The sequence below is a fragment of the Acinetobacter sp. 3657 genome, from assembly GCF_031456775.1.
GTDB lineage: Bacteria > Pseudomonadota > Gammaproteobacteria > Pseudomonadales > Moraxellaceae > Acinetobacter.
In genome coordinates, this window is record NZ_JAVDVH010000005.1 from 229611 (window position 1) to 242601 (window position 12991).

General features: G+C 35.8%; 15 protein-coding genes. 7 read left to right on the top strand and 8 right to left on the bottom strand.

Translation table 11 applies throughout. The annotated features are described in order from the left end of the window. Positions 1-5: 5 nt before the first annotated feature. The 4 genes from J2Y37_RS08225 to J2Y37_RS08240 form a co-directional block, all read right to left on the bottom strand. Complete coding sequence (locus tag J2Y37_RS08225) at positions 6-683, bottom strand: YetF domain-containing protein (protein ID WP_349032502.1); 678 nt, start codon at positions 681-683, stop codon at positions 6-8. A gap of 96 nt (positions 684-779) precedes the next feature. Then, positions 780-1100: a hypothetical protein gene (locus J2Y37_RS08230; protein WP_349032503.1), complete on the bottom strand. Its 321-nt coding sequence runs from the start codon at positions 1098-1100 to the stop codon at positions 780-782. A gap of 94 nt (positions 1101-1194) precedes the next feature. Further along, positions 1195-1380: a hypothetical protein gene (locus tag J2Y37_RS08235; protein ID WP_349032504.1), complete on the bottom strand. Its 186-nt coding sequence runs from the start codon at positions 1378-1380 to the stop codon at positions 1195-1197. Positions 1381-1622: 242 nt separating this feature from the next. Then, positions 1623-2087 (bottom strand): CinA family protein, encoded by a 465-nt coding sequence (locus tag J2Y37_RS08240; protein ID WP_349032505.1) that lies wholly within the window; start codon positions 2085-2087, stop codon positions 1623-1625. 234 nt (positions 2088-2321) lie between these two features. On the opposite strand from J2Y37_RS08240, the gene J2Y37_RS08245 reads away from it, so the two are divergent. Beyond that, positions 2322-3743, top strand: coding sequence for an iron-containing redox enzyme family protein (locus J2Y37_RS08245; RefSeq protein WP_349032506.1), 1422 nt, complete (start codon positions 2322-2324; stop codon positions 3741-3743). A gap of 109 nt (positions 3744-3852) precedes the next feature. Here J2Y37_RS08245 and J2Y37_RS08250 read toward each other — a convergent pair whose 3' ends face one another. Continuing rightward, complete coding sequence (locus J2Y37_RS08250) at positions 3853-4821, bottom strand: class I SAM-dependent methyltransferase (protein ID WP_349032507.1); 969 nt, start codon at positions 4819-4821, stop codon at positions 3853-3855. Between the two features lie 51 nt (positions 4822-4872). Then, positions 4873-5751 carry an SDR family oxidoreductase gene (locus J2Y37_RS08255; protein WP_349032508.1) on the bottom strand — a complete coding sequence of 293 codons (879 nt, stop codon included), beginning with the start codon at positions 5749-5751 and terminating at the stop codon, positions 4873-4875. 513 nt (positions 5752-6264) lie between these two features. Between J2Y37_RS08255 and J2Y37_RS08260 the strand changes: the two genes are divergently transcribed. Continuing rightward, entirely contained in the window at positions 6265-6492 is a 228-nt protein-coding gene (locus tag J2Y37_RS08260) for a hypothetical protein (RefSeq protein ID WP_349032509.1), read from the top strand. Positions 6493-6704: 212 nt separating this feature from the next. Here the strand turns inward: J2Y37_RS08260 and J2Y37_RS08265 are convergent, their stop codons facing one another. Further along, positions 6705-6935, bottom strand: coding sequence for a hypothetical protein (locus J2Y37_RS08265; RefSeq protein WP_005196110.1), 231 nt, complete (start codon positions 6933-6935; stop codon positions 6705-6707). 290 nt (positions 6936-7225) lie between these two features. Here J2Y37_RS08265 and umuD point away from each other — a divergent pair, with 290 nt between their 5' ends. Next, positions 7226-7840: a translesion error-prone DNA polymerase V autoproteolytic subunit gene (gene umuD / locus J2Y37_RS08270; RefSeq protein WP_349032510.1), complete on the top strand. Its 615-nt coding sequence runs from the start codon at positions 7226-7228 to the stop codon at positions 7838-7840. A gap of 6 nt (positions 7841-7846) precedes the next feature. Beyond that, on the top strand, positions 7847-9145 hold the full coding sequence (locus J2Y37_RS08275) for a Y-family DNA polymerase (RefSeq protein ID WP_349032511.1): 1299 nt from the start codon (positions 7847-7849) through the stop codon (positions 9143-9145). Positions 9146-9221: 76 nt separating this feature from the next. On the opposite strand, the gene J2Y37_RS08280 is transcribed toward J2Y37_RS08275, so the two are convergent. After that, positions 9222-10154, bottom strand: a complete 933-nt coding sequence (locus tag J2Y37_RS08280; RefSeq protein WP_349032512.1) for an MBL fold metallo-hydrolase — start codon at positions 10152-10154, stop codon at positions 9222-9224. Positions 10155-10603: 449 nt separating this feature from the next. Between J2Y37_RS08280 and J2Y37_RS08285 the strand changes: the two genes are divergently transcribed. From J2Y37_RS08285 to J2Y37_RS08295, 3 genes are all read left to right on the top strand, one after another. Beyond that, complete coding sequence (locus J2Y37_RS08285; RefSeq protein ID WP_349032513.1) at positions 10604-11251, top strand: hypothetical protein; 648 nt, start codon at positions 10604-10606, stop codon at positions 11249-11251. A gap of 18 nt (positions 11252-11269) precedes the next feature. Next, complete coding sequence (locus J2Y37_RS08290) at positions 11270-12235, top strand: D-glycerate dehydrogenase (RefSeq protein WP_349032514.1); 966 nt, start codon at positions 11270-11272, stop codon at positions 12233-12235. Positions 12236-12336: 101 nt separating this feature from the next. Then, positions 12337-12924, top strand: coding sequence for a 1-acyl-sn-glycerol-3-phosphate acyltransferase (locus tag J2Y37_RS08295; protein ID WP_034594973.1), 588 nt, complete (start codon positions 12337-12339; stop codon positions 12922-12924). The last annotated feature ends 67 nt before the right edge of the window (positions 12925-12991 follow it).

Consider the following 12991-nt stretch of genomic DNA (forward strand, 5'->3'; position numbering starts at 1 on the left):
ATGGATTAATGAAGATGGGGTGTAGATAATGACTTAGCCCAACTCTTCGCTTGGCAGCGTGGACATTCCTGTTCCAAATGCAGTAAATGCTGCGTTGCGCCACAATTCATACAAGAGTAGAAGGTTTCTGAACTCAAATATTCAGTTTTTTTATAATCTTTAGGAAACAAAGGTAAGCCCCATTTGGTTTCTTTCTCTGTATAAAATAAAATACTCAGCGAACCATCTGTTTCCAAAACAGCAACTTTTATTTGACCTAAATGTTCTACACTCTGCTGACGCATCTCAGCAAAAAACTCATCATGAGAATACTTTCCTTTCTTTATATCGTGTATCACCATCATGCCATCTTCAATGATACAGAGTGATTCTCCTTCTAAGAGTATTTCAATTTTTTCGTTTTTCATCATCGCCCAAGTCACTAATCGATAAAGAATAATAATCGTACTCATGACTACAAATGCTTGGATAAGCGGTATGTCATCCATAAACATCGGATCACCCGCCGCTGAGCCGAGGCTTAAAATGATAGCCAATTCAAATATAGAGAGTTGTCGGATGCCTCGTTTACCAGATAGTCTTAAGAAGAAGAGGATAAAAATAAACATGAAAAAACAACGGATAATTATTTCCAGGATAAAATTCCATGTTGTATCATGTATAAAGATGTCAAGTATTTCCATTTTTTTTAACTACCATTCTTATTATAGATATTATTATATTGCATAAATAAAATGAGCTTATTAAAAAATAAGCTCATTTTTTACAACATGTCAGTTTTATAATTTATCCCAAGCATCTTTAACTGCTTGCTTAGCATGTTCCCATTTTAGCCTAGATTCAGCTTTTAGCTCTTCCCATGATTTCTCTAAACTACCTTCGACATCTTCGAATTGAGTATCACGGTCATATTCAGAGCGAGCACGACTACCGAGTTCGTAGGCTTTTGAAAAATCTCGGTCATAATCTAAATCTGGTGTATCAAGTTGAGCTTCTTGATAATAGGGACGGGTGACATAGCTATTACGCCAATGATCATTTGGATCGATACTAACACGTGGATTTTGCTGATTTTGATTTGTAATATCTACTTCTTTCATTAGAATTCTCCGAATCACTAATCGATTGAATATAAAATTTAGGAGAATATTTAACTATTCTCCTAAATATCTTCAGATCAAAAATAATCAAATATTACTTTTGTTGATTATTTTGGTTTGATCCTTGGTGATTAGCGTCTTTTTGGTTTGAACCTTGTTGTTGAGAATCGCGTTTGTCTTGTTGCTGTTGCTGATGTTGTTGCTGGCGATTATCATCATTTGGTTGTTTTCTTTGCTGATTGTTACGTTCTTCATTCGGTTGATTATTTGTATTACTCATGATCGTATACCTCATTTAACTATAATAAAATTATCTGAGTACATCAGATGGTTTTAGTAAAACATATTTTTTTATTTTGAGGAGGATGAGCATGTTTCACTATATTTAAATGTAATTGTTTTTTTATATTAACTAATTAATTAATAGAGACTTGTAGATATAACAGTCTTAGAAATAAAAACATTATTTAATATAACTTCATGTTTGTACTACAGGATGAAACAAATCAAAAAATTATATTCTCAGCTTATGATTTCTTCAATTTTTTTACATATATCTATCAAAAGGTTCTGTAACTTTATTTCTGGTTTTCCTTTATATTCGGTTCTAAAACTATAAATCTTGTTCTTATAATCAATACAATAGAAGAATGTCCCCACAGATTTTTCCTTTGATTCAGATCCACCTTTTTTCAATAATCCTGTACATGAAACATAAATATCGGATTTAATTTTTTTCTTCCCTTTTTTAATCATTTCTTTAGTTACTTGCATTGATTCAGTGGTATGCTTTTGAATTAATTTTGATGAAACTTTAAGTAAGTCTTTTTTAACACTTAAATCATAGCAAACCAAGCTACCAACTAAGATATTTCCAGAAAGTGGGTTGAGTGAGAACTGGTAAGACAAATAACCAGCAGAAGCACTCTCAAAGAAAAATATTGTTAATTTTTTCTTCGCCAATATTTTACATGTTGTCTTTAACATTATTTGATCACCTTTTTTAATGATTGATTAAATTATTGAATATTTAGTTTATTTGTTTTAATTTTAAATAATTCAAAATATTGGATTGTAATTTTATCATTTTATATATGTTTGAATAAAAAGATTTTTTTAAAACAATATGTTTTCTTGTTAACGTGCTTTAACAAAAAATCGGTATGAATAAAGGCAGTAAGTCGTAAGCTTGTTTTTATGTTTTCAACTTGGAGAGTGAAAATGCCAGTTGTCGTCAAAAAAAGGTTACTTGATTTGATACAGGATGATCATCAAAATTATTATGAGTTAGTTTCTTTTTTCCTTGACGGGAATATTGCTAACATTGAAAAAGAGAAGAAGTCTGTCAATTTATTAAAAATGGAACTTGAACAAGTATGTTTAGATGATGTTCATTTTCCCGATCAAATCGGTGATATAAAGCACTGGTATCTAGAGGAAAATAAAAAAACGGGAAATGCCTATCAAGATTATATAAGCCGAAGACAATTAGGTGGCCAGCGAGAATATTTTAAGAATATAGGTCAAGCCTTTGAGTTTCTGATTAAAGTCTCACCGATAAAAAAAGTTGATGGCTCTTGGTTATATAGTATTGTCAATTATTGGAATGATCCTGCATTTCATGATCTTATTTTGATTTATTTGGAGGAATTGGGACTAGGTTCAGCTAAATCCAATCACGTATGTATTTATGATGATCTTTTAAGCGTTCTAGGTTTAGATGATTTTGAGCTTTTTCTCGATGATGAATACTACCACCATGCCGCAATTCAATTGGCTTTAGGGTATGCACCCCCAGAATTTATTCCAGAAATCGTAGGATTTAACTTCGGTTATGAGAAATTGCCTTTGCATCTTCTGATCACTAATTATGAGCTTAAAGAATTAGGGATTGATTCAAAATATTTTAACTTACATATTACGATTGATAATCTTGATAATCTTGATAATGGTCATGCTTATAAATCTTTAAAAACATTGGAAAAATTGTGTGTTAAATATAAGGATAAAGACATATTCATCGATAAGCTAAAACGTGGTTATGCATTAAATCAACATGGAATTACCTCACTGCAAATTATTAACAATCTCAACTTAGAAGATTTCGTTCATAAAATTTTAAAGCGGAAAGCTTTGATTGGGCAGTTAATGCATAACGAGAAACAGCAAATCGGATGTAAATCAATCAATCAATGGCTTGCTAATCCTGATGAAATTGGAAGTTTTATCAATCAATTGATAGAAAAAAAATGGATCAAACTTAATAAAGCCCCTGAAGAAAGTTTGTTTTGGAAATTGATTAGCCATCAAGATGGAAAGATGTATGGGGTATTTAATCCCACAGAAAAACAAATTATTCATGATTGGATTGCAGGAGAACAGTACGCCTCTACTTTTCTTTCTTATCACCAACACGTTGATAAAGAACAGCCGATCCGTAATTTTTTATTCAGTTATATCTCAGATGGTGAACTGGAAAACTTGCAAACAAGAGTCAGTCAGACCAGTAATTTGGCCCTTAAGCTTTCAAAGTTGACACCTTTTTTAGCTCCAGATACTCATCACAAAACTATAGGGTTGTGGAGTACGCAAAAATATACGGAACTTTTATTTCCTTATTTAACAAGTTCACTTAACCGATAACGATTCATCAAAACTTTTTATTTTCTAGCCGACCGTAAGTAGATCGCCAAAAATTCCAATAAGTGCGATTGAACATATACTTTTTTTGGATTTAGCATGATGACAAACACTAGGTTGCAGTTATTTTGACCAGAACGACTGCAATCCTTTCGATGTGTTGGTAGTTCGGTTGTTCTAACTCTTCGCCAAATACATCAGGATCGATTTCCTCATAGGTACATTTCAAAGTTGGATAATTGATGATCCAACTTTGAATGGCTTCCAAAAATTTATTGCCGTATTGGCTGATTGAAATTCCTGTATATAGAAAAATGCTACCATTCGGGGCAAGTCTTTTTACCGCCTCTCTTAGAATGTTGAAGGACAATTCTGTGCCATCTAAATTGTTTCCACCATGCCGATACTGCCGTTCTTGGATATCCATTAGATAAGGGGGATTGGCAAATATAAGGTCAAAATTCCCCTCTAAATCAGAAAATAAATTGCTATGAATAGGATAAATATTTTCTAAGCCATTAAATTGTTGGTTTACCTGACTATAAAACAAGGCCTTAGGGTTAATGTCCGCAGTAAATATCTCAGAAATTGAGGGAAAGCGTTTTGCAATTGAAATCGCGACAGCGGATGTCCCACAGCATAACTCGACAGCTCGTTGGCAGGATGGAGATTGGGTGAGTAAATATTGCTTAATGTGATAATAAAATCGATAGGTATCGGGGCCAAAAAATACGGCATCATTTTCTACGGTTGGAAAAGCAGAATGAATAAATAATTCATCCTCCAATGATGCAACTCGGATTTTACTGAAACACTGATTGTTCTCAATGTGGATAAGATCTGCTTTTTCCAAGAGGCTAAAGAGTTGAGGATCTAAATCCTTAGGAGCAAAAGGCAGATTCCATCCGAAAATATCTCTAAGCGTTGTAGACATTGATGACAAACTTTCCTTTCTTTTTATAATACGTTCATGCGTTAGTGGCGTAATTACTGTAAATCGATAATTTTGCTCTTTTAAAAATTTTAATAAAAAGAGCAAAACATGTTGCTGTAGAAGCGGTGTATCAAGGAGTTGTTTCATTGTGGGTCTCTTATTTTTATAAAAACCTCGAAGACGAGGTTGATTGTTTACTTAACCATTGACGATTTCACCACCATTGACGTGGATCACTTGTCCCGTAATATAGCTGGCATCATCTGAAGCTAGAAATAGAAAAGCAGGGGCGACTTCACTGGGTTGTCCCATTCTTCCCATTGGCGTATTTTTACCAAACTCTGCCACAGTTTCTGAGTCAAAACTACTCGGGATCAATGGTGTCCAAATCGGACCAGGTGCAACCCCATTTACGCGAATTCCTTTTTTCTGTTTCATTAAGTTATTGGATAAGCTCCGAGTAAAGGTTGTAATCGCGCCTTTGGTGCTTGCGTAATCAATTAATTCATCGTGACCCTGATAACTGGTAATACTGGTGGTGTTAATGATGCTATCTCCTTCATTTAAATGAGGAAGTGCCGCTTTGGTAAAATAAAACATGGAAAAAATATTGGTTCTAAAAGTTGTTTCTAGTTGTTCATCGCTGATATTCACGATATCGCTTTGTTGAAATTGAACCGCTGCATTATTAATCAAAATGTTGATTTTCCCAAATTTACTGATCACTTCGTTGACACAATGAATAGCAACATTTGGATCGGTGATATCCGCTTTAATTAACAAACATTGTTGACCTTCTTTTTCTACTAACTGCTTTGTCTCCTCTGCATCCTCTTGTTCCTCTAAGTAAACAATAGCAACGTCTGCACCTTCTCTTGCAAATAAAACAGCAATAGAGCGACCTATGCCACTATCTCCACCGCTAATTAAAGCGACCTTGTCCTTAAGCTTATCACTTCCCTGATGTGTTGTTTTGATAACCTCTGGGATAGGGTGCATCAGTGTTTGTTTACCAGGTTGATGCTGTTGTTCTTGAGCGGGTGCTGAAGTCGGATAATCATGGATTGTCTTGTTCATCTTAGGGTTTCCTTACTATGCATATATTCTATGATCTTTTTAAAACGTGTTATTTTGAGTAAAAGTTATATTTAGATTGGTTTTATTTGTATTTATTCCGTGGAGAGAGTTTAGTATATGTAAGTCTTTTAATCCAGATTTATAGCGTCAAGATTGTTTGGTCGTTTTTTTTCTGATGCGGATTTTTAAGTTATGATTAATTAAAATGATGGTAATATTAATTTTTTTTGAATGGTTATAATTGTGACAAAGTTTTTTAAGTTGAGGTTAGATATTATTTTCTATCGTGACTTTATTAAATAGTGTTTTCTTGAATTGTTTTGAAATATTTTTAGGTTCTTTGTAACGTAATGGTTAAAAAATATTTAAAAAAACTATAAATAGCTCTGATCTTTCAATTGCTTAGCGAGTGAAGTAAAAAAAATATAATAGTTATAACTCTTGTTACAACCATTTAGTCGACAATGATATAAATTTTTTACATAGTAGACAGTACTATTCGGGAGAATTATCATGAACAAGATCACTGTGATGATTAAAGATCAAGAAGAAAATGAATCTATAGTTGTTGCACAGCTGAATAACATAGAGGATCACGAAATTCCGTTCTTTAAGAGAGTGGAACATATTGAAGTTGAGGGACGGAATATTTTTCCAAATATAGATTTTATTTTTGAGGATGAATTGGATGGAAAAACCTATAAAATAATTTCTGTTGTTAATGATAAGAGATTTATCTAAAAATCAGTTGCTTAAGTTTTTATAAAAACAACTCACTTATTTAAATTAGATAAGTGAGTTCTGCTTTATTGAAATATTTTATCGTGTTGGTATATATTAATTTAGATTATATTGTTTATTAAGTTATAAGCGTTTAAAAATCAAGAAAAGAACTTGCTGATTTTAGCTTAGCAAGCTCTTTATAATGAAAATATATTTTATGTTTATATCTATCAAGTAATTGGGTTGAGCCCTTTAACAATATCATTAAATTCAGAACCATTTAACCAAAAAGATTTCTTTAAGAAGAGGGTAGTCATAATACTTTCTGCTGCTTCACTATTCGGGCTTTCACAAAACAATCCATAACTATTGCCTAGTACAGTGTTGTTTTCAATAAGACGAATAAAGTAAGCATGTTGTTCATCAGCATAGCCAAGAATTGCATCACGTCGACTGTCCATTTTTCATGTCTCCACATCAAAAATATTTGAATAAAACCTAACGGCTGATAGACCAAACTTATTCGTGAATTAGATCAATAACTTAAATGCTGTATGAAGATGAAATGCATTATAAGTCATTCATTTAAAATAAGAATCTCACTTTGTTTTACATCCTTGTCTAAGTTCAACAAGTGAGTGGTTGATCTATGAAATTTATTGTTATGCAAAATTAATTGCACGTCAACTTGAATTTGTAACTTTTTCAAGTTAAATTGAATTACTGTTGTTAATCACTTGGGTTGGGGGGAATGATGTCCAAAAAAAATGAATTTGAGCATGGCGGTGCGAGAGCAAATGCTGGGCGAAAGGCGCAATTCAGTGAACCGACCAAAGTGATTCGTGTTCCTGAATCCCAAGTGGATTTCATCAAAAATTGGTTACTGAATAATGTCAAAACGGGCACGCATACAGATTTGACCTCTTCAATGAAAATTCAGAATGTTCAAGCGAACAATGATCGAATTTACCACATTCCACTGGCAACGGAACGTGTTGCTGCGGGATTTCCATCGCCTGCACAAGATCATGTAGAGCAAGCACTGGATTTAAATCAGTTTTTAATTCGAAATGAAAACTCCACTTTTATTGTGAAAGCCAATTCACTGTCGATGTTAGATGTCGGAATTGACATTGATGATCCCTTGGTCGTTGATCGAAGTATCCCTGCGAAGTCGGGTGATATTGTGATTGCATTGATTGACAATGATTTCACGGTGAAACGCTTGATGATTGATCACCATTTTAACCCACCAAAAGTATGGCTAAAGGCTGAAAACCCTGATTTTCAGAATATCTATATTCATGAGGGGCAAGAATTGGTGATTTGGGGTGTGGTGACATATAACTTGAAGCCGATGAGATAAGTGTCAATGAATGTACCACAACGTATTTTTGCTTTGATCGATGTAAATAACGCTTATGTCAGTTGTGAGCGTGTATTTAATCCAAAGTTAGAAAAACGTCCTGTGGTGGTGCTTTCAAATAATGATGGCTGTGTGGTTTCTCGTTCTTATGAAGCAAAAAAACTTGGCATAAAAATGGCTGTTCCATTGTTTCAAATTGAAGAGATTATTCGCCAGCATCAGGTCGAAGTACTTTCAAGCAATTATGCCTTGTATGCAGAAATGTCACGTCGTTTCATGAATATACTGGGTAGTTTTGTCGATCCTTGTGAGCAAGAAGTTTATTCGATTGATGAATGCTTTTTAGAGTTGACTGCCCATCAACAAAGTTATGATTTGAGTGAATATGCACGTCAGATTTTAGCGACAGTCAAAAACTGGTTGGGGTTGCCATGCTGTATTGGTATCGGATACTCCAAAACACAAGCAAAGCTTGCGAATAGCTTGGCTAAAACGCATGCCTGTTTCGATAGTGTTTGTAATATCGTTGATGAAGATCCTTGTATTATTGAGGACTTACTTCTTCATACACCTGTAGGAGAGGTATGGGGTGTCGGACGAAAGATTCGACAGCGCTTAGAAAAAATGAATATTTGTTCAGTGATGGATTTAGTTCAAGCAGATCCTAAAATGATTGGGAAGCAATTTTCTGTAGTGATGGAAAATACAGTCAAAGAACTACAAGGAATGGCGTGTTTAGAGATTGAAGATGTGATTTCAGATCGACGGCAAGTGTTAAGCAGTCGTTCATTTGGTCAGCCAATTGAAGATAAAAATAGCCTAAGTGGTGCTTTAACTGAGTTTAGCTTGCGGGCAGTAGAGCGGCTTCGCAAACAAAACTTATTATGCAAGGCGGTTGGCATCAGTATCCGAACCAATCGATTTAACAAACAACAATATTATCGTCCATTTACCATGGTGTATTTGGCTGATTATAGTGACGATCGTTTAGAAATTATAAAAGCGGTACAGCAAGGTTTAGATCGAATCTATCTAGCAGGGCATCGTTATAAAAAAGCAGAGGTCATTTTGTTAGACATCATTCCGCGACACAGCCATGCGGTTGATTTATTCCATGATACGGATGAACTGATTGCTCGTCAGAATCTTTCGGTTGCTTTTGATGAAATTAATAAACGATTTGGGCGAGATATGATGACATTCGGGCGATTGATCACTCCGCAAGGACGAACTTGGGGGATGACTCAAAATCATAAATCACCCAGTTATCTGACCAAGTGGGATGAAGTATTGAGGGTTGGGTAGATTTTTTAAATAAGCATTACCAAAGGCATTCGCGTGGGATATGCACGATGTGCTCTGATTGTTGAGCTAGTACAGCTTATCGAATATTTTCCCACCATTGCTTAAAGCTTTGCCGATCATTATCCAGTTCCACTAATTCACCAATCATCGGGGTTGCAAGACGATACTTCCTCGATTTTGAATACTCAGCAATTCTTGTGATTGGTTCATACCATGGGTGTTTGGCTAAACTAAATTTTGAATGATGTACGGGAATCATATTGCGCGCTTTTAGTTCTTCAGTCGCTTGTGCTACTTCATTTGGATGACAATGTACTGCATGCCAAGCGGCATCATATTGCCCATTTTCCATCAATGCCCAATCAAAAGGCCCGTATTTTTGACCGATTTCGACAAAGTGCTTGTTATAACCGCCGTCGCCTGTATAAAAAATCTTTTTGTTTGGTGATTGAATAATGAAGGAAATCCACAAATTTTTTCCGCCATCGAAAGCACGTCTTGAATCATGATGGGTGGTTTCGGTGATAATGGTAATGCCATCGTCAAACTCAATGCGATCTCCCCAATCTTTTTCAATCAGCATGCTTTTGGGATAACCCCAATATTCAAAGTGTTCGCCAACACCTAAGCCAGTGATCACATATTTTACTTTATTCTTTAATTTAAGAATGGTCTTATAATCCAAATGATCATAGTGATCATGTGAAATCAGTAAATAATCAATCTCAGGTAATTCTTCGACGGTGTATATATCGGTTCCTCGATAAGCGCGTGTTCCCCACGGCAAGGGAGAAACCTTGCCACTCATGACAGGATCAATTAAAAATTTTTTGCCGTGTAGTTGCATAAATACGGAAGAATGTCCGAACCAGATTATGACATCTTGCTGAGGATCTAGTGTTTGGAGATTGGTTTTAATCGAGGGAATAATATCTTTGGGTCTACGATGAGGAATGGTTTTGATAAATGTTCTATAAAGTTCAAGAAAAGTATGAGAGCAATCGGCCATGCCTAATTTTTCAGTGAGATTGCGAAATTGACCGTGCTGATAGTTGGGAGAGTTTTTGATACGTAGCAGTCGTTCACCAGAGGGGCTTCTGCCAAAAAGAGGATGTTGTAAATATAAGACGCAGATAAAAATAAGCAAGACGAGAGTGAGGGTGAAAACAATAAGCATAAATCGCATTCCCTTTTTATTTGGGCAGTTGATAATCAACATTAATAAAAAGTAAAAGCGACAAAATGATGAAATATTGTCTAAAGCCGACGAATGAAAAATCATCTATTCTTATTTAATATTTGTCTAAGCGAAGGAGAAAGGTATTTTGATCAAGCGATCGTGTTGGTATTGGTGTGATTGAGCAAAAGGAAGCCATTTAGAGGGCTGTGATTTATGCTAGACTATAGGCAAATAACAGTATTGAAAATGGCTGTGCGTTAGCAGAACGAGTAGGTAAAATGATTGGGCAGCAGAGAAACATATTAGCAACTTTAGGAATAGATGTTTGGATTCCTAGAGAGGTTGTATGTCAAAAAAATACTGCACCGAATCTATGGCGAGATCAAGTTGTCGAAGAAACCCCGCAATCTCCTGTGCTTACATTTGATACAGCGCCAATTTCTGAAAACACCCAAGTCGAACCAGTAGCAACGCCGCCGATAATTGAAACAGACGCTCCTCAAGCAACTGAAGTTGTCGTAAATCCTATTGAAAAAGACGTTGTTGTTGAAAAAGAGCAGGTCGTTATAACGACACAAGTTCAAGCGTTTGAGTTGCAAATGTACGTTTTAGAAAGTTGTGCAATTTTGCTAGAAAGCAGCCAACTGAGCGATGCTCAAAGACAGTTGTGGCAGAATATTCAGAAAGCCAGATTAGGACAATATGCTGAGTTGAAATGGCCATTTCCATTGGCAGCTTTTCAGGAAAATCGTGGATTGTCTTCATACATTCAAGGTTTCTTGGATGCGACCGCCACCAATAAAAAGATTTTATGCTTAGGTCATCTAGATTTTATTCAGCATTCTAATATATTGCATTTAGCCAGTTTGGAAGAAATGATTGCTCAACCTTTATTAAAAAGACGATTGTGGCAATTGATGCAATAAAAGAGTGGATGTTTAATAATGAAGAAAGTTGTTGTATTTAGTCAAATTAATCAAGACGTTTTAGCACGGTTACAGCAAGATTATCAGGTAGTGGTACTCAACCCAAAGTTGGGTGATATCAATGCGCAAATCCGAGCTGAAGTCGTGGATGCAGATGCCATGATTGGTGCTGGGCGTTTACTCAATCAAAGTAACTTAGCACCTGCACAAAAACTTAAAATTATTTCTACTGTTTCAGTGGGCTATGATAATTACGATATCGATTATCTGAATCAAAGAAAAATTTGGCTCGCAAACACGCCGCATGTATTGACAGAGACCACAGCGGATTTGGCTTTTAGTTTATTACTAAGTGCAGCACGAAAAATTCCACAATTGGATGCTTGGACCAAACAAGGGCAGTGGAAACGAACGGTTTCAACTGAACAATTTGGCGTAGATGTATTTGGTAAGACTTTGGGGATTATTGGTCTAGGTCATATTGGCGCAGCAATCGCTCGTCGAGGCTTTTATGGCTTCAATATGAACATCTTGTACCATAATCGCCGTGAAAAAATAGAAGTCGCTCAAGCATTCAATGCCCAATATCGTGACCTCGACCAGTTATTACAACAATCTGATTTCATTGTGGTTGCCGTTGATTTAAATAGCCAGTCACAGGCGCTGATTGGAGAGACTCAGTTTGAGTTGATGCAGAAACATGCTGTATTTATCAATATCGCACGTGGCTCTGTGGTTGATGAGAATGCACTGCTTGGAGCATTACAACAAAATAAAATCTTTGCTGCGGGCTTAGATGTTTATGCCAAAGAGCCATTACAGGCATCTCCCTTATTTGAGCTGCCAAACGTGGTGACTGCACCTCATATTGGTTCAGCAACGGCTGAAACACGAAATAAAATGGCCAATCTCGCTTATCAAAACCTGATAGATGCCTTAGAAGATCGAACGCCACGTTATTTGGTCAATCCAAAATTTGAATAAATTCTTACATGTTGATTGCTGAATAATTGCTCTAATCTATGTTTTAACGCTGATTAATATTGCTACACTTGCGCCCTTTGTAATTTGGACTTGGGGTGTTTGTGTTCGAGAAATTAGCTGAGCAAAGTTTGGGCTTGATGGGATGGGAAATCGATAATCATTGGGATTTGGATATTGACCAATGTGTGATGATTGCTGCACCACATACCAGTAACTGGGATGCTTTATATGCCCGTTTGGCTTTGAAAGCGTTGGGGGTAAATGTTCGCCTCACCATTAAAGACAGCTATATGAAACTTCCTTTTGGGCCTTTTGTACGTGCGATGGGCGGTATTGGTATCGATCGTGGCGCGAAACAAGAAGGTCAGGAACGACCAAGTATGGTTCAATTGATGAGTGACTTGTTTAAAACGCATCCGAAACTGGTGATGTTGGTGACCCCAGAAGGAACGCGCGCCAAACAAGAACAATGGAAAACAGGTTTTTACCATATAGCGGTTGCGGCAGGTGTGCCAATTGCATTGGCGTATATGGACTATGCCAAGAAAAAAACTGGTGTTGGCAAAATTATTTATCCATCAGGCGACTATGAAAAAGATATGACTGAAATCATGGCTTTTTATGCAGAGATTCATGCAAAGTTTCCTGAAAAATTTAGCGTAGACCAACGCTACAGCGCGAAGAAATAACCTCAAAAAATATAAAAGAAGACAGTAAAAGCTGTCTTCTATAACACTTTGTTGCAAATTCCTCTCA

Excerpts from the sequence above, each read along its gene's own strand:
- J2Y37_RS08225 (WP_349032502.1), bottom strand. The coding sequence starts at position 683 with ATGGAAATACTTGACATCTTTATACATGATACAACATGGAATTTTATC.
- J2Y37_RS08230 (WP_349032503.1), bottom strand. The coding sequence starts at position 1,100 with ATGAAAGAAGTAGATATTACAAATCAAAATCAGCAAAATCCACGTGTT.
- J2Y37_RS08235 (WP_349032504.1), bottom strand. The coding sequence starts at position 1,380 with ATGAGTAATACAAATAATCAACCGAATGAAGAACGTAACAATCAGCAA.
- J2Y37_RS08240 (WP_349032505.1), bottom strand. The coding sequence starts at position 2,087 with ATGTTAAAGACAACATGTAAAATATTGGCGAAGAAAAAATTAACAATA.
- J2Y37_RS08245 (WP_349032506.1), top strand. The coding sequence starts at position 2,322 with ATGCCAGTTGTCGTCAAAAAAAGGTTACTTGATTTGATACAGGATGAT.
- J2Y37_RS08250 (WP_349032507.1), bottom strand. The coding sequence starts at position 4,821 with ATGAAACAACTCCTTGATACACCGCTTCTACAGCAACATGTTTTGCTC.
- J2Y37_RS08255 (WP_349032508.1), bottom strand. The coding sequence starts at position 5,751 with ATGAACAAGACAATCCATGATTATCCGACTTCAGCACCCGCTCAAGAA.
- J2Y37_RS08260 (WP_349032509.1), top strand. The coding sequence starts at position 6,265 with ATGAACAAGATCACTGTGATGATTAAAGATCAAGAAGAAAATGAATCT.
- J2Y37_RS08265 (WP_005196110.1), bottom strand. The coding sequence starts at position 6,935 with ATGGACAGTCGACGTGATGCAATTCTTGGCTATGCTGATGAACAACAT.
- umuD (WP_349032510.1), top strand. The coding sequence starts at position 7,226 with ATGATGTCCAAAAAAAATGAATTTGAGCATGGCGGTGCGAGAGCAAAT.
- J2Y37_RS08275 (WP_349032511.1), top strand. The coding sequence starts at position 7,847 with ATGAATGTACCACAACGTATTTTTGCTTTGATCGATGTAAATAACGCT.
- J2Y37_RS08280 (WP_349032512.1), bottom strand. The coding sequence starts at position 10,154 with ATGGCCGATTGCTCTCATACTTTTCTTGAACTTTATAGAACATTTATC.
- J2Y37_RS08285 (WP_349032513.1), top strand. The coding sequence starts at position 10,604 with ATGATTGGGCAGCAGAGAAACATATTAGCAACTTTAGGAATAGATGTT.
- J2Y37_RS08290 (WP_349032514.1), top strand. The coding sequence starts at position 11,270 with ATGAAGAAAGTTGTTGTATTTAGTCAAATTAATCAAGACGTTTTAGCA.